This is a genomic window from Nonomuraea sp. NPDC005692 (assembly GCF_040631115.1).
Classification (GTDB): domain Bacteria; phylum Actinomycetota; class Actinomycetes; order Streptosporangiales; family Streptosporangiaceae; genus Nonomuraea.
Window position 1 is genome coordinate 931,527 of sequence record NZ_JBEXYU010000001.1, and the last position, 18,914, is coordinate 950,440.

19 protein-coding genes are annotated in these 18,914 nt (G+C 71.4%); 12 read left to right on the top strand and 7 right to left on the bottom strand.

The features are described 5' to 3' along the window. Positions 1 to 8: 8 nt before the first annotated feature. The 5 genes from ABZ459_RS04420 (at position 9) to ABZ459_RS04440 (ending at position 8,064) form a co-directional block, all read left to right on the top strand. Entirely contained in the window at positions 9 to 2,357 is a 2,349-nt protein-coding gene (locus ABZ459_RS04420; RefSeq protein WP_357965700.1) for an AAA family ATPase, read from the top strand. An 83-nt stretch (positions 2,358 to 2,440) separates the two neighbouring features. After that, a complete protein-coding gene (locus ABZ459_RS04425) occupies positions 2,441 to 3,424 on the top strand; it encodes an ABC transporter permease (protein ID WP_357965703.1) in 984 nt (327 codons plus the stop codon). Next, positions 3,424 to 4,323: an ABC transporter permease gene (locus ABZ459_RS04430; protein ID WP_357965705.1), complete on the top strand. Its 900-nt coding sequence runs from the start codon at positions 3,424 to 3,426 to the stop codon at positions 4,321 to 4,323. The genes ABZ459_RS04425 and ABZ459_RS04430 overlap by 1 nt, the downstream gene beginning before the upstream one ends. Further along, positions 4,320 to 6,350, top strand: a complete 2,031-nt coding sequence (locus ABZ459_RS04435) for an ABC transporter ATP-binding protein (RefSeq protein ID WP_357965707.1) — start codon at positions 4,320 to 4,322, stop codon at positions 6,348 to 6,350. Before ABZ459_RS04430 ends, ABZ459_RS04435 begins: the two co-directional genes overlap by 4 nt. 19 nt (positions 6,351 to 6,369) lie before the next feature. Beyond that, the gene (locus ABZ459_RS04440) at positions 6,370 to 8,064 is read left to right on the top strand and encodes an ABC transporter family substrate-binding protein (protein WP_357965708.1); all 1,695 of its coding nucleotides are present in this window, start codon (positions 6,370 to 6,372) and stop codon (positions 8,062 to 8,064) included. Positions 8,065 to 8,071: 7 nt separating this feature from the next. Here ABZ459_RS04440 and ABZ459_RS04445 read toward each other — a convergent pair whose 3' ends face one another. After that, on the bottom strand, positions 8,072 to 8,704 hold the full coding sequence (locus ABZ459_RS04445) for a LysE family translocator (protein ID WP_357965710.1): 633 nt from the start codon (positions 8,702 to 8,704) through the stop codon (positions 8,072 to 8,074). 70 nt (positions 8,705 to 8,774) lie between these two features. Between ABZ459_RS04445 and ABZ459_RS04450 the strand changes: the two genes are divergently transcribed. Beyond that, positions 8,775 to 9,872: a winged helix DNA-binding domain-containing protein gene (locus ABZ459_RS04450; protein WP_357965712.1), complete on the top strand. Its 1,098-nt coding sequence runs from the start codon at positions 8,775 to 8,777 to the stop codon at positions 9,870 to 9,872. A 10-nt stretch (positions 9,873 to 9,882) separates the two neighbouring features. Here the strand turns inward: ABZ459_RS04450 and ABZ459_RS04455 are convergent, their stop codons facing one another. After that, positions 9,883 to 10,134 carry a hypothetical protein gene (locus ABZ459_RS04455; RefSeq protein ID WP_352326656.1) on the bottom strand — a complete coding sequence of 84 codons (252 nt, stop codon included), beginning with the start codon at positions 10,132 to 10,134 and terminating at the stop codon, positions 9,883 to 9,885. Positions 10,135 to 10,213: 79 nt separating this feature from the next. After that, complete coding sequence (locus ABZ459_RS04460) at positions 10,214 to 11,320, bottom strand: MFS transporter (protein ID WP_357965714.1); 1,107 nt, start codon at positions 11,318 to 11,320, stop codon at positions 10,214 to 10,216. A 79-nt stretch (positions 11,321 to 11,399) separates the two neighbouring features. On the opposite strand from ABZ459_RS04460, the gene ABZ459_RS04465 reads away from it, so the two are divergent. From ABZ459_RS04465 to ABZ459_RS04475, 3 genes are all read left to right on the top strand, one after another. After that, positions 11,400 to 11,858, top strand: coding sequence for a hypothetical protein (locus ABZ459_RS04465; RefSeq protein ID WP_352326658.1), 459 nt, complete (start codon positions 11,400 to 11,402; stop codon positions 11,856 to 11,858). Between the two features lie 91 nt (positions 11,859 to 11,949). Beyond that, positions 11,950 to 12,396 (top strand): carboxymuconolactone decarboxylase family protein, encoded by a 447-nt coding sequence (locus ABZ459_RS04470; RefSeq protein ID WP_357965716.1) that lies wholly within the window; start codon positions 11,950 to 11,952, stop codon positions 12,394 to 12,396. Between the two features lie 308 nt (positions 12,397 to 12,704). Continuing rightward, positions 12,705 to 12,878 (top strand): hypothetical protein, encoded by a 174-nt coding sequence (locus ABZ459_RS04475; protein ID WP_357965718.1) that lies wholly within the window; start codon positions 12,705 to 12,707, stop codon positions 12,876 to 12,878. A 64-nt stretch (positions 12,879 to 12,942) separates the two neighbouring features. Here ABZ459_RS04475 and ABZ459_RS04480 read toward each other — a convergent pair whose 3' ends face one another. Together ABZ459_RS04480 and ABZ459_RS04485 are read right to left on the bottom strand one after the other, a co-directional pair. Continuing rightward, the gene (locus ABZ459_RS04480; protein ID WP_357965719.1) at positions 12,943 to 13,563 is read right to left on the bottom strand and encodes a pyridoxamine 5'-phosphate oxidase family protein; all 621 of its coding nucleotides are present in this window, start codon (positions 13,561 to 13,563) and stop codon (positions 12,943 to 12,945) included. Positions 13,564 to 13,597: 34 nt separating this feature from the next. Beyond that, positions 13,598 to 14,116, bottom strand: a complete 519-nt coding sequence (locus ABZ459_RS04485; protein WP_357965721.1) for a helix-turn-helix domain-containing protein — start codon at positions 14,114 to 14,116, stop codon at positions 13,598 to 13,600. Positions 14,117 to 14,162: 46 nt separating this feature from the next. On the opposite strand from ABZ459_RS04485, the gene ABZ459_RS04490 reads away from it, so the two are divergent. Then, complete coding sequence (locus ABZ459_RS04490; RefSeq protein ID WP_357965724.1) at positions 14,163 to 15,506, top strand: MFS transporter; 1,344 nt, start codon at positions 14,163 to 14,165, stop codon at positions 15,504 to 15,506. 12 nt (positions 15,507 to 15,518) lie between these two features. Here the strand turns inward: ABZ459_RS04490 and ABZ459_RS04495 are convergent, their stop codons facing one another. Beyond that, complete coding sequence (locus tag ABZ459_RS04495; protein ID WP_357965727.1) at positions 15,519 to 16,604, bottom strand: PrsW family intramembrane metalloprotease; 1,086 nt, start codon at positions 16,602 to 16,604, stop codon at positions 15,519 to 15,521. A 75-nt stretch (positions 16,605 to 16,679) separates the two neighbouring features. After that, positions 16,680 to 17,885: an amidohydrolase gene (locus ABZ459_RS04500; protein WP_357965729.1), complete on the bottom strand. Its 1,206-nt coding sequence runs from the start codon at positions 17,883 to 17,885 to the stop codon at positions 16,680 to 16,682. A gap of 117 nt (positions 17,886 to 18,002) precedes the next feature. On the opposite strand from ABZ459_RS04500, the gene ABZ459_RS04505 reads away from it, so the two are divergent. After that, complete coding sequence (locus tag ABZ459_RS04505) at positions 18,003 to 18,467, top strand: hypothetical protein (protein ID WP_357965732.1); 465 nt, start codon at positions 18,003 to 18,005, stop codon at positions 18,465 to 18,467. A gap of 29 nt (positions 18,468 to 18,496) precedes the next feature. After that, positions 18,497 to 18,895, top strand: coding sequence for an ester cyclase (locus ABZ459_RS04510; protein ID WP_357965734.1), 399 nt, complete (start codon positions 18,497 to 18,499; stop codon positions 18,893 to 18,895). Positions 18,896 to 18,914: the final 19 nt, after the last annotated feature.

The following is an 18,914-nucleotide window of genomic DNA, read 5'->3' on the forward strand; positions in this document are numbered from 1 at the left end:
GAGGCGTGATGCGTGAGTCCGACAGGGCCCAGGCCGCGGGGCGGGCCGCGGCGCGGGATCTGTTCGAGCAGGTGAGACTGCGTTATTTCCAGATTCCCCCCGCCGTGCGCCGGGTGCTCTACGCCGTGCTGCTCATCGTCGTCATGGGCGTGGGCGCGGCGCTCGGCTGGGATCTGCTGAAGACGTTCCCCCTCGTCCTGCTGGCCCTCGCCTTCGTGGCGCTGACCATGCGCTTCCCGCGGGCCGCCGCGACCGCGCTGGTCGTGGCCGGCTGGGTCGTGGTGGCGCTGCCGCTGTTCTCCTGGCTCTTCCCCCCCGGCTCCATGGCGCTGCACGCGATGGTCGGGCTCGCCCTGCCCGTGGCCGCCGCCGCCCACCTCATCCGCTGGGTCACGCCGTGGGTCACCACGCTGGCCGCGCTCGTGTCGGCCGGGGTGCTGGCCTTCGGGCTCTCCTTCGTGTCGGCCGCCGTCGCGCTCTGGGGCGCCTGCCTGGCGGCCGTCGTCGTGCTGGCCCACCGGTTCCTCCAGGCGCGCCGGGCCAAGGCCGAGCTGTCGGCCGAGGAGCAGCAGGTGCGCGTGCGCGCCCGCGAGGGCCGGCCCGAGCCGCAGGCCGACAAGGCGGGCGCGCCGCCGCAGATCTCCGTCGAGGAGGCGCTGGCCGAGCTGGAGGGCATGATCGGGCTGGCGCCGGTCAAGGAGCAGGTCCGCTCGATCGCCGCCTCCATCGAGGCCACCCGGCTGCGGGCCGAGGCCGGCTACACCGCCGAACGCCCGACCAGGCACTTCGTCTTCGTCGGCCCGCCGGGCACCGGCAAGACCAGCGTGGCCCGCGCACTGGCCAAGATCTTCTACGCGTTCGGCCTGCTGGAGACCCCCTACGTGGTCGAGGCGCAGCGGGCCGACCTGGTGGGCGAGTTCCTGGGCGCGACCGCGATCAAGACCAACGAGCTGGTCGACCGGGCGCTCGGCGGCGTGCTGTTCGTCGACGAGGCCTACAGCCTGGTCAACTCCTCCGACGGCCAGCCCGACAGGTTCGGCGCCGAGGCCGTCCAGACCCTGCTCAAACGGGCCGAGGACGACCGCGAGCGGCTGATCATCATCCTGGCCGGCTACGAGCAGGAGATGGCCTCGTTCCTGTCCAGCAACCCGGGCCTGGCCAGCAGGTTCGCCACCCGGGTGCGCTTCCCCAGCTACTCCGCCCCCGAGCTGGCCGAGATCACCGAGGTGCTCCAGCGGCGCCGGGGCGACACGATGGCCCCCGACGCCGGGCGCGCCCTGCTCGGCCTCTACGAAGACGTCCAGCGGCGCGGCCTGGTCGACGAGCTGGGCAACGCCCGGTTCGTGCGCAGCCTGGTCGAGGCCGCCGCGCAGGCCAGAGACGTGCGCGTGGTGGGCGCCGGCGGCACCCCGACCACCCACGACCTGGTGACCACCACCACGCCCGACGTGACCAAGGCGTTCGAGGAGCTGACCGCCCGCTTCCGCGGCTACGTGGCCACGCCCACGCTGGAGGAGGCGCTGGCCGACCTCGACACGATGGCCGGTCTGGAGCCGGTCAAGCGGCAGGTGCACGCCATCGCCGCCCAGCTCCAGGTGGCCCGCATGCGGCAGGAGCGCGGGCTGCCCACGCCGCCGCAGATGCGCCACTTCGTCTTCGCCGGGCCGCCCGGCACCGGCAAGACCACCGTCGCGCGGGTGCTCGGCCGCGTCTTCGCCGCGCTCGGCCTGCTGGCCAGGCCCGACGTCGTCGAGGCCCACCGGGCCGACCTGGTCGGCCAGCACCTCGGCGCGACCGCGATCAAGACCAACGAGCTGGTCGACCGGGCGCTCGGCGGCGTGCTGTTCATCGACGAGGCCTACAGCCTGGTCAACCCCGGCTACGCGGGCGGCGACGCCTTCGGCTCCGAGGCCGTCCAGACCCTGCTCAAACGGGCCGAGGACGACCGCGACCGGCTGGTCATCGTGCTGGCCGGCTATCCGCGCGAGATGGACTCCTTCCTGGCCACCAACCCCGGCCTGGCCAGCCGGTTCAACCAGCGCGTGGCCTTCCCCAGCTACTCGCCGCGCGAGCTGTCGCAGATCGCGGTGCTGCTGGCCGGCAAGGCCGGCGACAGCTTCGACGAGCAGGCCCTGCGTGACCTCGACGAGGTGTTCGCCTGGGTGTGCGAGGAGCGGCTGATCGACGGCCTGGGCAACGGCCGCTTCGCCCGCTCGCTGTTCGAACGGGCCGCGATGCGCCGCGACGTGCGCCTGGCCGCCCACGCGTCGGGCGGCGGGTCGGCCAGCGCAGCCGACCTCACGACGATCACCAGCGACGACGTGCGCACCGCCGTGGATGAACTTTCCGGACGTTAACCCCTCTTTGGCATTTCCCCGCGCCACGATGCTGCTGCCTGTAGCAGTATGATTACCTATCGTGCGCATCCGGGAGGGGGACGATGGCGGGGTTCCTGGCCCGCAGGCTGCTCAACTACGTGGTGCTGGTCGGCGTGGCCGCGAGCCTGGCGTACCTGCTGGCCGCCGGGGCGCTCGACCCGCGTTCCAACTACGCCGACCGCACCCCGAAACCGCCGCCCGCCGTCGTCGACGCCCAGCTCACCGCGCTCAACCTCAACGACAAGACCCCGCTGCTGCAGCGCTACGCCACCTGGGCCGCGGGCGTGCTGCACGGCGACTTCGGCAGGACGGTCACCGGCTCGCCGGTCAACGACGACCTCAGGCGGCGGATGGGGGTCACGTTCCGGCTGGTCATCCTGGGTCTGCTGTTCGGGAGCCTGCTGGGGGTGCTGGTGGGCGCGTACGCGGCGGTGCGGCAGTACGGCTGGTTCGACCGGCTCTCGACGGGCCTGTCGTTCGTCGTGCTCGCGGTGCCGGTCGTGGTGCTGGCCAACATGCTGATCCTGGCCGCCGCCTGGGCCAACGACAACCTCTTCGGCCGCCAGGTGCTGCTGGTCAGCGGCGAGTACAGCGTCGGCCTGGAGACCGGGTTCTGGGGTTACGTGCTCGACCGGCTGCAACACCTGATCCTGCCGACGATCTCGCTGTCCGTCGGCCTGGTCGCGGTCTTCAGCCGCTACCAGCGCAACATGATGCTCGACGTGCTCGGCGCCGACTTCGTCCGTACGGCCAGGGCCAAGGGGCTGAGCAGGGGCCGGGCGCTGACCCGCCACGCGCTGCGCACCGCGCTGATCCCGGTGGCCACCTACTTCGCCTTCACGTTCGGCACCCTGCTGACCGGGGCCACCTTCACCGAGAAGATCTTCGGCTGGCACGGGCTGGGCGAACAGCTGATCAACTCGATCTTCACCAACGACGTCAACACCGTGGCGGCGATCTCCTTCCTGGCCGCCGTGGCCGTGCTGTGCGCCGCGCTCGCCTCCGACCTGCTGCACGCCGCGCTCGACCCCAGGGTGCGGGCGTGATGACGCTCTCCGAGGAGGAGCTGGCGGAGGAGCTGACCGGCGACCTGGGCCGGGCGCCGTCGCGGCTGCGGGTGGTGGCCGGGCGCTTCTTCCGCTCGCCGCAGGGGCTGGTCGGGTTCGCGGTGCTGGCGCTGATGTTCCTGCTGGCGTTCGTGGGGCCGCTGTTCAGCCCGTGGTCCTACACCGACAAGGACTTCACGGCGTTCCTGCAGCCGCCCTCGCCCCGGCACTGGTTCGGAACGCTCCAGACCGGCGCCGACGTCTACGCGGTGACCCTGCGCGGCATGCAGAAGTCGCTGATCGTGGGCCTGCTGGCGGCGCTGGTGTCCACGGCGGTCGCGGCGGTGGTCGGCGCCTTCTCGGGCTACTTCCTGGGCTGGACCGACCGGGCGCTGAGCTGGGTGACCGACCTGCTGCTCGTGCTGCCCGCGTTCCTCATCCTGGCGATCATGTCGCCGCTGTTCGGGGCCGGACAGTGGGTGCTGTTCGTGGTCATGCTGGCGCTGTTCCTGTGGATGGTGACCTCGAAGATCGTCCGGGGGATGACGATCTCGCTGAAGGAGCGCGAGTACATCCAGGCCGCCCGCTTCATGGGGGTGCCGCCGGTGCGGATCATCTTCCGGCACGTGATCCCCAACCTGTCCTCGCTGCTCATCGTCGACGCCACGCTCAACGTCAGCGCGGCCATCCTGACCGAGACCTCGCTGTCGTACTTCGGGTTCGGCATCCAGCCGCCCGACGTGTCCTTCGGCACGCTGATCGCCGACGGCTCGCGCACGGCGGTCTACGCGCCGTGGACGTTCTGGTTCGTGGCCGGGCTGCTGGTGGTCACCGTGCTGGCGGTCAACCTCATCGGCGACGCGCTGCGCGACGCCTTCGACCCGGCGGCGCGGCGATGAGGCCGGCGGCGAACCCCGTCCTGGAGGTCAGCGACCTCCACGTGTCCTTCGGCGACGTGCGCGCGGTGCGCGGGGTCAGCTACTCGGTGAGCCCGGGTGAGGTGCTGGGCATCGTGGGCGAGTCCGGGTCGGGCAAGTCGGTCACCTCGGCCGCGGTCATGGGCCTGCTGCCGCCGAGCGCCCGGGTCACCGGGTCGGTGCGCCTGCACGGCAAGGAGCTGATCGGCGCCTCCGAGCGGGAGCTGACCCGCTTCCGCGGCAAGACCGTGTCGATGGTGTTCCAGGACCCGCTGTCGGCGCTCACGCCCGTCTACCGGGTGGGCGACCAGATCGCCGAGGCCGTCCGCATCCACCAGCGGGTGACCAAGGAGAACGCCGCGGTCAAGGCCGTCGAGCTGCTGGAGCTGGTCGGCATCCCGTCGCCGAGCGAGCGCGCGCTCGCCTTCCCGCACGAGTTCTCCGGCGGCATGCGGCAGCGCGTGATGATCGCGATGGCCATCGCCAACGACCCCGACGTGATCATCTGCGACGAGCCCACCACCGCGCTCGACGTGACCATCCAGGCGCAGGTGCTGGAGGTGCTGAAGAAGGCCCAGCGGGAGACCGGCGCGGCGATCATCATGATCACGCACGATCTCGGCGTGGTGGCCGGCTTCGCCGACCGCGTCCTGGTCATGTACGCCGGGCGCCCGGTCGAGATCGGCGACGTCGACGACATCTACTACCGGATGCGCATGCCGTACACGGCCGGGTTGCTGGCCTCGATCCCGCGGGTCGACCGCGGCGGCCGTCAGCCGCTGCTGCCGATCGCCGGGAACCCGCCCTCCCCCGCGGCGCTGCCGCCGGGCTGCCCGTTCGCGCCGCGCTGCCCGCTGAAGATCCACGAGTGCGACGCGGCCGAGCCGCCGCTGTTCGAGGTGGCGACGGGCCACCGGGCGGCGTGCATCCGCTGGGAGGTCGTACGCCCCCAGGGCCCCGGCCGCCACGCGGCCGGTGAGCCCGTCGCCCCCGCGGTCCGCGCCGAGCAGCCGGTGCTGGAGGTCGACGGCCTGGTCAAGGACTACCCGCTGCTCAAGGGGGCGCTGTTCAAGCGCAGGGTCGGCACGGTGCACGCGGTGGCCGGCGTCAGTTTCGACATCCGCCGCGGCGAGACGCTGGGCCTGGTCGGCGAGTCGGGCAGCGGCAAGACCACCACGCTCACCCAGATCCTGGAGCTCGTCCCGCCGCAGGAGGGGCGCGTGGTCGTGCTCGGCCGCGACACCGCCCGGCTGGACGGCGCCGGGCGCACCGCGATCCGGCGGGACATGCAGGTCGTCTTCCAGGACCCGATGGCCTCGCTCGACCCGCGCATGACGGTCTACGACATCCTGGCCGAGCCGCTGCGCACCCACGGGGAACGCCGGCCGGGCCGGCGGGTGGGCGAGCTGCTCGCCCTGGTGGGCCTCGACCCGGCGCACGCCGCCCGCTACCCCCAGGACTTCTCCGGCGGCCAGCGGCAGCGCATCGGCATCGCCAGGGCGCTGGCGCTGGAGCCCAGGCTGCTGGTGCTGGACGAGCCGGTCTCCGCGCTCGACGTGTCGATCCAGGCGGGGATCATCAACCTGCTCGGCTCGCTGCGGTCCAGGCTCGGGCTGTCGTACCTGTTCGTCGCGCACGACCTGGCGGTGGTGCGGTACATCGCCGACCGGGTGGCGGTCATGTACCTGGGCAGGATCGCCGAGATCGGGCAGGTCGACGCGGTCTACGGCGCTCCGGCGCATCCGTACACGCAGGCCCTGCTGTCGGCGATCCCGCTGCCCGACCCGGCGCGCGAGCGCGTACGCGAGCGCATCCTGCTCGAAGGCGATCTGCCCAGCCCGGCCCACCCTCCGACCGGCTGCCGGTTCCGTACCCGCTGCCCGAAGTTCCGCTCGGTGCTCACCGACGACGAGCGCGCGCTCTGCGTGGGCGTCGAGCCCGAGGTGCTGCCGGTGGCCGACGACCAGGAGGCGGCCTGCCATTACGCCGAGAGGCTCGACGTCGTCTAGATCAGGAGGAATGCGCTCGATGAAAGCTTCACGTCTTGTCGTGGCCGTCGCCGTGACCGGCTCGCTGTCGCTGGTGAGCTGTGGCGGCGGCGGCTCGGGGGGCGGCTCGGCGAGCGGCACGGAAGGCGCGCACAAGACCATCAAGGCCTTCGACATCAACCCGCAGCCGCGCGACAAGGTCAAGGACGGCGGCACGCTGCGCTGGGGCATCAACGAGTTCCCCACCCAGTGGAACAGGAACCACGTCGACGGCAACCTGGCGATGGCGGCCGTGATCAGCAACGCGTTGCTGCCCTCGCCGTTCGTCTCCGACGAGAAGGCGGAGATCACCGTCGACACCGACTACGTGCTCGACGCCAAGGTCACCGACCAGAGCCCGAAGCAGGTCGTCACCTACACGCTCAATCCCAAGGCCAGGTGGTCGGACGGGCAGCCGATCACCTGGGCCGACTACCAGGCCCAGTGGCAGGCGCTCAACGGGCGCAACCCCGAGTTCCACATCGTCTCGGCCACCGGCTACCAGGACATCGAGAAGGTCGAGCGGGGCAAGGACGACCACGAGGTGAAGGTCACCTTCACCAAGCCGTTCGGCGACTGGCAGTCGCTGTTCGGGCCGCTGCTGCCGGCCGCCACGAACCGGACCCCGCAGGCCTTCAACACCTCGTGGCTGAACAAGATCCCGGTGACCGCCGGGCCGTTCAAGTTCAAGGGCTTCGACCAGACGGCCAAGACGATCACGATCGTCCGGGACGACGCCTGGTGGGGCAACCGGGCCAAGCTCGACCAGATCATCTACCGGGCCTCGGAGCAGGACTCACTGATCGGCGCGTTCAGCAACGGGGAGCTCGACCTCATCGACGTCGGGCCGTCGGCGCCCGACTACGCGCGGGCCAGGGCCACGCAGGGCGCCCAGGTACGCCAGGCCGCCGGGCCCGACTTCCGGCACTTCACCTTCAACGGGTCGAGCGAGCCGCTCAAAGACGTGAACGTGCGCCAGGCCATCCAGCTCGGCATCAACCGGCAGGCCATCGCGCAGTCCGACCTGCAGGGGCTCGACTGGCCGATCGCGCTGCTGAACAACCACTTCTTCATGAACACCCAGGAGGGATACCTGGACAACGCCGGAAATCTCGGCGTCTACAACCCCGAGCGCGCCAAGCAACTGCTCGACGCGGCCGGCTGGAAGCTGAACGGGGCCGTCAGGCAGAAGAACGGGCAGCCGCTCGACCTGCGGTTCGTGGTGCCGTCGGGGGTGCAGCTCAGCAAGTCGGAGGGTGAGCTGGCCCAGAACATGCTGGCCCAGATCGGGGTGAAGCTCACCATCAAGGCGGTACCGAGCGACGACTTCTTCACCAAGTACGTCATCCCCGGCAACTTCGACATCACGCCATTCGCCTACATCGGGACGCCTTACCCGATCTCGAGCAGCTACGGGATCTACGCGAACTCGGCGAACGGCAAGACCTGGAACGCCAACTTCGGCCGTACCGGCTCGCCGGAGATCGACCAGGCCATGGACAAGGCGGCCCAGAACCTCGACCCGGCCGGGGCCCGCACCCAGACGAACGAGGCCGACGGGCTGATCTGGAAGCTGGTCAACGTCCTGCCGCTCTACCAGCGTCCGCAGAACGTGGCGGCCAAGCAGACGCTGGCCAACGTCGGCGCACGCGGCTTCTACGACCTGCGCTACGAGGACATCGGCTTCACCGGCTGACCGGCGCTCAACGCTCCACGGCCAGCTTCACGCCGAGCCCGACGAAGATGCCGCCCGTCGCCGTGTTCACCCGGCGGCGGGCGACGGCACTGCGGCGCAGCCATCCGCCGATGCGCCCGGCCAGCACGCCCACCGCGCCGTCCACGACGAACTCGAAGGCGATCAGGACGGCGCCGAGCACGGCGAACTGCAGCCACATCCGGCCCAGCCCCGGATCGACGAACTGCGGGAGGAAGGCGACGGTGAAGGTGACCATCTTGGGGTTGAGCAGGTTCGTCAGCAGACCGCTCAGGTAGGCCCGGCGACCGGACATCCCGGTGCCCGGCTCGGGCATGTCGCTCACCCCGCCCTTGCGGTCCCGCAACATCCGCACGCCCAGGTAGATCAGGTACGCGGCGCCGGCGATCCGTACGACGGTGAAGGCGACCGGCACGGCCGCGAAGAGCGCGGCCAGCCCCGCGGCGGCCACGGCGACGTGGATCGCCTCGCTGGTCGCCACCCCGGCCGTGGCCAGCAGCCCGGCCCGGGGGCCGCCCCGCATCCCGCAGCCCAGGACGAACAGCATGTCAGGGCCGGGGGTGATCATCGCCACGATGGTGGTGACCGCAAACAGCGCGAGAAGGTGACCGTCGAGAGGCATGCTTGATCTTCCCATATCCCCCTTTTCGCCCAATGTGCGGAATGTCGGCGGGAGGCGGTAAAAGTGACGCATGACGATGGAGCTCACCTGGCCGCAGATCCTCACCTGGCGGCTGCGCAGGCAGTTCGTGGCGGCGGCCGACGGGCCGGACGCGGTGTCGATTGCCCGCCGGCTGTGCGGGGTGCAGGCGCAGGTCGCCTCCTCGGCCCAGCTCGCGGTGGCGGTCAGGAGCGCCCGGCCCGACCCCGGTGAGATCGACCGGGCCCTGTGGAGCGAACGCGCCCTGGTCAAGACCTGGCTCATGCGCGGCACCCTCCACCTGGTGCCCGCCGACGAGCTGGCCGGCCTGTGCGCGGCCCTGAGCACGCTGCGATTCTGGGAGAAGGGCTCCTGGCAGCGCGGCCACGGCGTGACCGCCGCGGAGATCGAGGCCGTCATCGAGGCCGTCCCCGAGGCGTTGAAGGGATCGCCGCTGACCCGCGAGGAGCTGGTCGACGCGATCGTGGCGCTGACCGGCGACGCCCATCTCCGTGAGGCGCTGACGTCCGGCTGGGGAGCGCTGCTCAAGCCGCTGAGCCGGCTGGGCGAGCTGTGCTACGGGCCGCCCCGCGAGGGCAAGGTGACCTTCACCGCGCCGCGGTCGTGGGTCCCGGGCTGGCCGGGGGCGCTGCCCGACCAGGAGGAGGCCGGCGTGCGGGTGCTGCGGGCGTTCCTGGGAGCCCACGGCCCGGCCACGCCGGAGATGTTCGACACCTGGCTGTTCGGCGGGGTGGCCAGGAAGGCGGTGCTCAGGGCGTGGGTCAAGGGGCTGGCCCCGGAGCTGGTGGAGGTCAGGGCCGACGACGGCACGACCCTGTACGCGCTGGCCGAGCACGCCGACGACCTGGCCGCCACCCGCCCGTCGGAGGAGGTCCACCTGCTGCCGGGCTTCGACCAGTTCATCCTGGGGGCGCCGCGGACGCTCGCCCCGCTCGTCCCGCCGCCGCTCAAGCCCAAGGTCAGCCGCCAGGCGGGCTGGATCTCGCCCGTCGTGGTGCACGAGGGCCGGGTGGCCGGTGTGTGGGAGGCCAAGAACGGCGCCATCACCCTCGACCTGGCCGCGCCGGTGCCTCAGGACGCGCTCGACCGCGCCCTGAGCCGCATGCGGACGCTGCTGGCCCCGGCCTGACGCCGTCCGGTCAGGCGGACGAGCTCGCCATCACCCGGTCGACGATGCCCTTGTTGCCCTCCTCGCGGGCGCAGTGGGCGCAGCAGTACCAGTGCTCGCCCGACTGGACGCCGTGCCCGATGACCTTGGTGCCGCAGTGCTCGCAGATCGGCGCCATGGCCTCGATCGCGCACTGGAAGCAGTCGAAGGTGTGCACGGCTCCCTGCGCGTGCACCTCGAAGGCCATGTCGTAGTCGTTGCCGCAGTTGTCGCAGACGGCCATGGTGATCCCCTCTTCACGTCCGAATCACCTGGGGCAATACCCGGAACCATGGTGCGCTTTCCCCAACGAAACGCCATATTCAGGCCGAGTCACCCTCGATGATGACGAACCGTACGAGCAACGGCAGCCCCAGGAGGCCGAGCGCGGCGAGCGCGACGGGCAGCCCGAACGGTCCGGTCAGCCCCGCGACCAGCAGCGGGCTGACGACGAACCCGGCGTAGGAGACCATGGAGACGCCCCACACCAGCGTCCCGGTCGGGTCGTCGGCGGCCGAGCGGCTGAGCAGCGCGGGCACCAGCGGCCCGAGCGCCAGCCCGGTCAGGGCGAAGCCCGCCATCGACAGCGGCACGCCGTCACCGAGCCCGGCCAGGCCGATCCCGGCCGCGCCGCCCACCCCGGCGGCCAGGTACAGCGCGCGCAGGGGCACCGGAGGCAGGATGTGCGCGGCGAGCCGGCCGGCCGTGAGCGCGGCCATGTAGACCGAGGGGGTCAGGCTCGCCGTGAGGGGCGTGGCGCCTCTGTGCTCCTCCAGCAGCAGCACCGACCACTGCTCGACCGCGTTCTCGATCACCAGCACGCATCCGGCCAGCGTCCCGAGCAGCAGCGCGACGCCCCACAGCCGGCGCCCCACGTGGTTGTCGCCGGAGGGGGCGGCCCGGCCACGGCCCACGGGCAGGGCGGGCAGCGACAGGGACGTCGCCGCCACCAGCACCGCGATCACCAGCAGCACGGCCCGGACGTCCATGCCGAGCGACCGGGCCAGGCCGGTGAGCGGGGCGGCCACGATGACCGCGAGCGGGAAGGCCGCGTGCACCGCCTGGAAGAGCCGCCGGCCGCGCTCGCGCTCGACGCGTCCCGTGGTCAGGTTGAGCGCCACGTCGAGCGCCCCGCTGGCTGCGCCGAGCAGCAGCAGCCCGGCCACGAGCGGCCAGTACGCGGTGACCGCGGCCAGGCCCGCCACGGTCAGCCCGAACAGGACGGTCGCCGCCATGAGGGCATGGCGCTCGCGCCCGCGGGCCAGCCGGCCGGTCAGCGCCATCGCGGGCAGGGCTCCGACGGGCACCGCGCCCAGCGCCGCGCCGAGCTGCGCCGCCGAGACGCCGAGCTCCTGCTTCACGGCCGGCAGCAGAGCCGCCCAGGACCCCCAGAACACCGCCCAGACGGCGGACACCGCGATGAGCGGCATTCACCAACCCCCTTGAATTGCGGTCAAGTCTCGGTAAAGATCGACGACGTCCTTAATGTCCCCCGCCGAAGGGAAAAACGTGCTGACGCGAACGGTCATCGCGGCCGGACTGGTCGCCGCCGGTATCGCCGCCACCCCCTCCTCCGCCTACGCCGCCTCCGCGGCCGCCGCCCCCGAGACGCCCGAGCGCGTCTGCGGCGCGGGCTACCACCGGGTGCAGGACGGCCACCGCGCGATGAAGACGCGCGACGGAAAGGTGCTCGGGCACGTCTACCTCATGTACAACAAGCGCGCCGGGAAGAACTGCGTGGCGGCCATCAAGACCGCCTTCCGCGGCACCCCTACGGTCACCGGCGCCTCCATCGAGGTCCGCGGCGGCGGCCGGAGCGAGGACGTGCAGCGTTACCGCTTCTACGCCGAGACCGGCCACATCGACGGTAGCTGGAAGTGCGTGAAGTACGCGGGCTGGACGCGCACCCCGGACAACCGTGTCGAGGCGTGGGGCGGCCGCGGCTCGTGGGGCAACTGCCGGGGCTGAGACGGATCCCGTCCGCCCCGCCCGGAGCTGTCACATCGCGCCGGGCCACCTCGTCCTGTGTCATGGAAGCGACGACACAGGGAGGACCACCATGACCCAGCGCATCGACATCGCCAAGCTCGCCCCGGAGGCGTACCGGGGGTTCCTGGCGGTGGAGGCGTACATGCACGGCAGCGACCTGCCCGCGGCCACGATCGAGCTGGTCAAGCTGCGGGCCAGCCAGATCAACGGCTGCGGCTACTGCGTGCACATGCACAGCAGTGACATGAAGAGGGCCGGGGAGAGCGACGAGCGGCTGTGGTCGGTCGCCGCCTGGCGGGAGGCCACGGTCTTCACCCCGGCCGAGCGGGCGGCGCTGGCGCTGACCGAGGAGGCGACCCGCCTGGCCGACCGCGGCGAGGCCGTGCCGGACGAGGTGTGGGAGCAGGCGGCCGAGCACTATGACGACAAGCAGCTCGCCGCCCTCGTCGTCTCCATCGCGATGATCAACGCCTGGAACCGGGTCGGCGTGACCGCTCGCCTGGTTCCGGGGACGTGACGGGGGCGCACCAGCGCGAAGCCGTAGAAATGCGTTGAGCGGCCCCGGGGGCCCCGGTTAGGTTGACGCGCAAGGCGGGTGGCAGCACCCGCCGAGCCGCCGTCAGCCGGCGGCGGCCCGGAAGGGGGAAGACCGTGAAACGTGTCAGAGTCCCGAGATCGACGGTCAGCAGGCGTCCTCACCCGTCGGCCGAACCGGATCTACGCACCCCGTCGGGGCGAAAGTTGCCCTATTAGCTACCCTTTACAGCGAACTTACGGCTGTATCGGTAGATAACAGAGGTAACAGAAACATCACGGGGGGCTCACATGAAGAGGCTTGCGGTGGTGCCGCCGCACATCGCCAGGCACAAGATCCGCGACATCCGGGCGGCGGTCCGCCACAGAAGGACCGAGGCCACCGACCCGAAGGTGGTCGACCTGCGGGCCTACAGCGGCCGGAACGTGATCCGCTTCCCCGGCGGACCGACACCAGCCGCCTGACCCGCACGAACCACCGCACCGCCGAGGCCCGACGTGACCGGCTCCCCCCGCCGGCCGTCCGGTTTCAGCCGTAGAGCCTCTTGGCGTAGGACTCGCCGTAGTACGTCTCCAGTTGCTCCAGCGTCTCCTCGACCACCTGCAGCTCCTTGATCAGCCTGGCGTGCGAGGGCAGGACGGACGGGTTCCACGAGTCGGGCGCCCAGACCTGCGAGCGCATGAACGCCTTGGCGCAGTGGAAGAAGATCTGCTCGATCTCCACCACCAGGGCCAGCCGCGGCCGGTGACCCTTGACGATCATCTCGTCGAAGAACGGCGCCTCGCGCACGAGCCGGGCGCGGCCGTTCACGCGCAGGGTCTCGTTGCGGCCCGGGATCAGGAAGATCAGGCCGACGTGCGGGTTCTTCAGCACGTTGTGGAACCCGTCGGCCCGGCGGTTGCCCGGACGGTCGGGAATGGCGATCGTGGTGTCGTCGATGACGTGGACGAACCCGGCCGGGTCGCCCTTGGGCGAGACGTCGCAGTTGCCCTCGGCGTCGGACGTGGCGATCAGGCAGAGCGGGGAGGCCGCCAGCCAGTCGCGGTCACGCGCGTGCAGCCGGACGCGCTCCTTGGTCACGGCCCTCGGCATCACCTCGCCCAGCAGCTCCCGCAACTCCTCCTCGGACCCGATCTCCGCCCAGCTCATCTGATCTCCTTTCGGGGGTTACCGCCCGATTTTGTCAGGTGATCGGAGCAAGCATCCTGTGGGGTGCCCGCAGCAGCACGCTGACCGGATCGTGCCGGTTGTCCGTCAGGCCGGGGCCGGGGCGCACCTCGATCTCCTCCAGCCCGACGGCCGTGCCGCACGACGGGCACCGGGACACGGGGTCGATTCGGGTGCCGCAGGCGGCGTGGTGGAACAGGCGGCGTGGGCCGGCCCCGCCGAGGTTGCGCTCGCCCCACTGGGACAGGGCCAGCATGGGGACCCACAACTCGCGGCCTGTGGCGGTCAGGACGTACTCGTCGCGGGGCGGGTTGTCCTGGTAGCGGCTCCTGGCCAGCACGCCGGCCTCGACCAGCGCCCCGAGCCGCTGGGACAGGACCGCCCTCGGGATGTCGAGGTGAGCGAGGAAGTCGCCGTAGCGGCGTACGCCGTACATGGCGTCGCGGACGACCAGGAGCGTCCACCGTTCGCCGATCACTTCCAGGGCCCTGGCCAGCGAGCAGTCCTGGCCTTCGTAGTTCTTGCCGAGCGCCATGGATCCCATGTTAGTTCATTCACCGAACCGTGATACGTTGCGCCGCATGAGTTCAGTGACCGAACTGACCCGGGTGCGGCCGGGCACGCTCGCCGTGGCGTCCTCGGCGCCCCTGCTGGTGCTGACGAACTACACGGTGCCGATGGTGACGTTGCCGCAGACGGCCGCGTCCTTGGGCGCCGGGCCGACGGGGCCGGTGTGGATGCTGGGCGGCATCTCGCTCGGGCTGTCGGCGTTGCTGCTGGTCTCCGGCGGGCTGGCCGACGACCACGGGCGCAGGCGGGTGCTGGTGTGGGGGTCGGCCGTGCTGGCCGCCGCCGGGGTGGCGGCCGCGCTGAGCACGTCGGTGCCGGTGTTCGTGCTGGCCAGGCTGGCGCAGGGCGGGGCGAGCGCGGCGATGCTGGCGGCCAGCCTGGGCATCGTCGGCCACGCCTTCCCCTCGGGCGCCGAGCGGGTGCGGGCCACCGGGCTGTACGGCGCCATGATCGGGCTGGGCACCGCGCTCGGCCCCCTTGCCTCCGGCGCGCTGGCCACGGCGGTGAGCTGGCGGGCGGTCTACTGGGTGTTGTCGGCCGCCGCGCTCGCCCTGGCGGTGGCCTCGGCGCGGCTGCTGGCCGAGTCGCGCTCCCCCGCGCCGCGCCGGTTCGACGTGCCCGGCGTGGTGCTGCTCAGCCTGGGCGTGGGGGCACTGGTCGCGGGGGTCACCGAAGGGCGTGCCGGGTGGGGGCGTCCGGTGGTGATCGGGGCGTTCGCGCTGGCGGCGCTGCTGGTGGCGGCGTTCGTGTCGGTGGAGCGCCGGCGACCGGAGCCGCTGCTCGACCTGGAGCTGTTCGGACGGCCGGTGTTCCTGGTCGCCACCGGCGGCGCGCTTATCGTCGGGGCGGCGGTGGTGGGCCTGCTCAGCTACCTGCCGACCGTGCTCCAGACCGCGCACGCGCTGACGCCGCTGCAGACCGGTCTGCTGTTCTGCCTCTGGTCGGGCACGTCGTTCGCGGTGTCGCTGATGTCCCGGCTGGTACGCCTGCGCACCGCCGCCCGGCTGGCCCTCGGCCTCGGCCTGACCGCGCTCGGGTTCGCCGGCCTGCTGGGCGTGGGCGGCTCACTTGACCTGCCACTGGTCATGGCCGGACTGGTGGTGAGCGGCGCCGGGTCCGGGCTGATCAACTCCTCGATCACCCACCTGGCCATCGAGAGCGTGCCGGCCCACCGGGTCAGCATGGGGTCGGGCGCCAACAACACCGCCCGGTACGTCGGCTCCTCCCTGGGCGCGGCCGGCGTGGCCGCGGTCGTCGGCGCGTTCGGCGTGGACCGGGGGGCGACGGTCGCGGTGGCGGCCTGCATCGTGCTGGCGGCGGTGACGGCCCTGGCCGCCGTGCTCACCCGCCCCTGAACCCGGCCCCGGCTACCAGCGCCGGGCGTGGGCCATCGAGGTGAGCAGGGCGTCGCGTTCCATGGCGAACCTGGCCGGGTCCATGCCCTGCCGTTCGGCCCGTAGGTGCAGCACGGTCAGCTCGGTCGCCGCCTGCTGGTAGTCGCTCATCGCGCGGCCGAGCCCGGCGCCCCTGGCCCACCTGCGGGCCGCCTTGCGGGCCTTGAGCGTGCTGAGCATCTTCAGGTCGTCCGCCGTGACCAGGCCGGTCTGGCCGTAGCCGGGCAGGTAGACGCCCATCTTCGAGACGAGCTGGCGGCGTTCGACGACGGTGACCACGATGAGCAGGACCAGCGCCACCATGATCACCAGGTACGCCGTGCCCAGCCAGGCCAGCGACTGGGTGGAGGCGGCGCCGTTCCAGAGCCCGTGCAGGACGACCGCGCCCAGGTAGCCGAGCGGGATCGCGGCGAACCTGGCGGGCGTGCGGCGGGTGAGCGCGTAGGCGACGCCGAGCCCGATCATCGAGGTGTAGATGGGGTGGCCGAGCGGGTCGATCAGCCCCCTTAGCACGAACAGCCGGACCGCGGCGCCGGTGCCGTCCTGGCCGAACGCGATCAGGTAGTAGCCGATGTTCTCCACGGCGGCGAAGCCGAGCCCCGCCATGGAGGCGTAGACGATGCCGTCGGTCAGGCCGTCGATCTCCTGCTTCCTGCGCAGGAGCAGCAGCAGCGCCGACCCCTTCAGCGCCTCCTCGATGACCGGGGCCAGGAACACGGTGCCGACGTCGTTGACGAGCTGGGCGCCGTACCCGGCCCGCAGGAACAGCGCCTGTCCGGCCAGCGTCAGCCCGACGCCGAGCACGATCGCCAGGCCCGCACCCCACGCGAAGGCGAAGGCGAGGTGCAGCTTCGGCTCAGGCTCCAGCCGGTCGAGCGAGAGCACGGCGGCCAGCAACACCGGCAGCGGCGCCAGCCCGAGCACCGCCGACAGCCCGAACCCGACCGGCCCGCCCTTGTGCAGCATGAGACCGAGGACGATCAGCGCGAGGACGCCTGAGACCACCAGTCCGATCAGGAGCGCCTTGCTGGGTCTCTTGGCGAGCTGCGGAGCTGTCATGGGGGGCGCCTTTCTCCGACTCAGTGCACCTACTATGAGCGTTCCCGGCCGTCGCACACTTGACAGACGCCTACATCACCGTGACTCGCGGTAATAGGGATCGGCCACGACGGATTCCCCGTCCACGTAGGAGTACACCTCACGCCCGGCGATGAACACCCTCAGCGCCCGGCTCATCACGTCGAGCGGATCGCCCGACCAGATCACCACGTCGCCGTCGAGGCCGGGCCGCAGCGAGCCCACCCGGTCGTCGAGGCCCATGATGCGGGCCGGGTTGACGGTGATCGAGCGCAGCGCGGTGTCCCGGTCGAGCCCTTCCTTGACGGCGAGGGTGGCCTGGTGGACGAGGAAGTGGATGGGCACCACCGGATGGTCGGTGGTGATCGCCAGCTCGACCCCGGCCCGCGCGAGGATGCCCGGGTTGCGCAGGGCGCGCTGCCGCAGCTCGACCTTCGACCGGCTGGTGAACAGCGGGCCGATGATGACCGGCACGTTCCGCTCGGCCAGCGTGTCGGCCAGCAGGTGACCCTCGGTGCCGTGGTTGAGGATCAGCCGGTGGCCGAACTCGTCGGCCAGGCGCAGCGCGGTGGCGATGTCGTCGGCGCGGTGCGCGTGCTGGCACCACGGCAGCTCGCCGTCGAGCACGCGGACCAGGATCTCCAGCGTGCCGTCGCGGTCGAACGGCTTGTCCTCGCGCTCGGCCGCGGCCTTCTTCGCCTTGTAGTCCTGCGCCTTCATGAGGGCGTCGCGGATCACCGCGGCCACGCCCTGCCGGGTGGAGGGCAGCTTCTTCTGGTCGCCGTAGACGCGCTTGGGGTTCTCCCCCAGCGCGCTCTTGACGCTCACCGGCTCTCTGACCAGCATCTCGTCGACCGACCTGCCCCAGCACTTGACCGCGACCGTCTGGCCGCCGATCGGGTTGCCGGAGCCCGGCTTGATCACGACCGTGGTGACGCCGCCGGACAGCGCGTCGGCGAAACCCTGGTCGGCCGGGTTGATGGCGTCGAGGGCGCGCAGCCGGGCCCCGTTGGGGTCGGTCATCTCGTTGGTGTCGTTGCCCGCCCAGCCCTCGGCCTCCTCGTACACGCCCAGGTGGCCGTGCGCCTCGACGAAACCGGGCAGCACCCAGCCGCCGTCCGCGTCCACGGCGGTGGCGGAGTCGGGGATGCGTACGTCCCGGCCCACGGCGACGATCTTCCCGTCGCCGACCAGGACGGTGCCGCCCTCGATGGGGTCTCCGTCGACCGGCACGACGTATCCGTTGATGATGGCGAGAGTCATGGCGGAAACCTACCGTTGCCACGCTTTCGCCGGTAAAGCCTGGACCGATAACCAATTTTCGGGCATGCTTGTCGAGATCTTCAGTCAAGGCCAATCGAAAGGGACGTACTGGTGCGCATGCCCGCAAAGGCAATCCTTCTGACGGCAGCGATCGGCCTCAGCGGCGTGCTCGCGGCCCCGGCGAACGCCACGGCCGCGAGCAGCCCGCAGGGCATCTGCGGCTCCGGCTTCGGGCTCGTCTCCGGCGGCGCGCAGCCCGTCAAGACACAGAGCGGCAAGCGCTACGGCACGGTCTACCTCCTGTTCAACCGCGGCACCGGCGAGAACTGCGTGGTCACGATCAAGTCAAGCTTCATCGGCTCGAAGACGCAGATGAGCGCCAGGCTCACCGTCATGGCCAAGCCGCGCAAGGACGAGAAGCAGGACCCGATCACGCGCATGGACGCCGGCAAGTTCGGGCAGTACGCCGGGCCCGTCAAGTACTGGGCCAAGGGCGCCTGCGTGAAGTTCTGGGGCACGATCCAGGCGACCACGGGGTCCATCGCCGGCGGTGGCCGTACCAGCTGGGGCAACTGCGGCTAGAGGCCTCCCCCGCGGGTAGTCGTGCCGCCATGCTGATCGAACTGTACGAGCGCTGGCTGCTCGAACTGTGGAACGGCGACTTCCCCCTCGCGCACGACCTGGTGACCCCCGGGTTCGTCGGCCACTGGCCCGGCACGGACGTGCACGGCCCCGACGGGCTGATCGAGGCGATCCGCCAGGGCCACGAGCCGTTCGACGACGTCCGGGTCACGCTCGACGTGGGCCCGGCCGTCGACGGCGACCTGATCGCCGCCCGGTGGACGTTCACCGGCGCCTACCGGGGCGGCCTTCCCGGCGCGAGCGCCCCGCCGGGCACCCTCGTCTCCTTCTCCGGGCACGACCTCCTGCGTGCCACGGACGGACGATTCTCCGAATACTGGGTGATCTCCGACGTCCAGTCGTTCTCCCGACAACTCGGGATAGGCTGACATCTTCGCATCACGACGG

Excerpts from the sequence above, each read along its gene's own strand:
- ABZ459_RS04450 (WP_357965712.1), top strand. The coding sequence starts at position 8,775 with ATGACGATGGAGCTCACCTGGCCGCAGATCCTCACCTGGCGGCTGCGC.
- ABZ459_RS04430 (WP_357965705.1), top strand. The coding sequence starts at position 3,424 with ATGACGCTCTCCGAGGAGGAGCTGGCGGAGGAGCTGACCGGCGACCTG.
- ABZ459_RS04425 (WP_357965703.1), top strand. The coding sequence starts at position 2,441 with ATGGCGGGGTTCCTGGCCCGCAGGCTGCTCAACTACGTGGTGCTGGTC.
- ABZ459_RS04435 (WP_357965707.1), top strand. The coding sequence starts at position 4,320 with ATGAGGCCGGCGGCGAACCCCGTCCTGGAGGTCAGCGACCTCCACGTG.
- ABZ459_RS04470 (WP_357965716.1), top strand. The coding sequence starts at position 11,950 with ATGACCCAGCGCATCGACATCGCCAAGCTCGCCCCGGAGGCGTACCGG.
- ABZ459_RS04510 (WP_357965734.1), top strand. The coding sequence starts at position 18,497 with ATGCTGATCGAACTGTACGAGCGCTGGCTGCTCGAACTGTGGAACGGC.
- ABZ459_RS04490 (WP_357965724.1), top strand. The coding sequence starts at position 14,163 with ATGAGTTCAGTGACCGAACTGACCCGGGTGCGGCCGGGCACGCTCGCC.
- ABZ459_RS04440 (WP_357965708.1), top strand. The coding sequence starts at position 6,370 with ATGAAAGCTTCACGTCTTGTCGTGGCCGTCGCCGTGACCGGCTCGCTG.
- ABZ459_RS04480 (WP_357965719.1), bottom strand. The coding sequence starts at position 13,563 with ATGAGCTGGGCGGAGATCGGGTCCGAGGAGGAGTTGCGGGAGCTGCTG.
- ABZ459_RS04460 (WP_357965714.1), bottom strand. The coding sequence starts at position 11,320 with ATGCCGCTCATCGCGGTGTCCGCCGTCTGGGCGGTGTTCTGGGGGTCC.
- ABZ459_RS04505 (WP_357965732.1), top strand. The coding sequence starts at position 18,003 with ATGCCCGCAAAGGCAATCCTTCTGACGGCAGCGATCGGCCTCAGCGGC.
- ABZ459_RS04475 (WP_357965718.1), top strand. The coding sequence starts at position 12,705 with ATGAAGAGGCTTGCGGTGGTGCCGCCGCACATCGCCAGGCACAAGATC.
- ABZ459_RS04455 (WP_352326656.1), bottom strand. The coding sequence starts at position 10,134 with ATGGCCGTCTGCGACAACTGCGGCAACGACTACGACATGGCCTTCGAG.
- ABZ459_RS04495 (WP_357965727.1), bottom strand. The coding sequence starts at position 16,604 with ATGACAGCTCCGCAGCTCGCCAAGAGACCCAGCAAGGCGCTCCTGATC.
- ABZ459_RS04485 (WP_357965721.1), bottom strand. The coding sequence starts at position 14,116 with ATGGCGCTCGGCAAGAACTACGAAGGCCAGGACTGCTCGCTGGCCAGG.
- ABZ459_RS04500 (WP_357965729.1), bottom strand. The coding sequence starts at position 17,885 with ATGACTCTCGCCATCATCAACGGATACGTCGTGCCGGTCGACGGAGAC.
- ABZ459_RS04420 (WP_357965700.1), top strand. The coding sequence starts at position 9 with ATGCGTGAGTCCGACAGGGCCCAGGCCGCGGGGCGGGCCGCGGCGCGG.
- ABZ459_RS04445 (WP_357965710.1), bottom strand. The coding sequence starts at position 8,704 with ATGCCTCTCGACGGTCACCTTCTCGCGCTGTTTGCGGTCACCACCATC.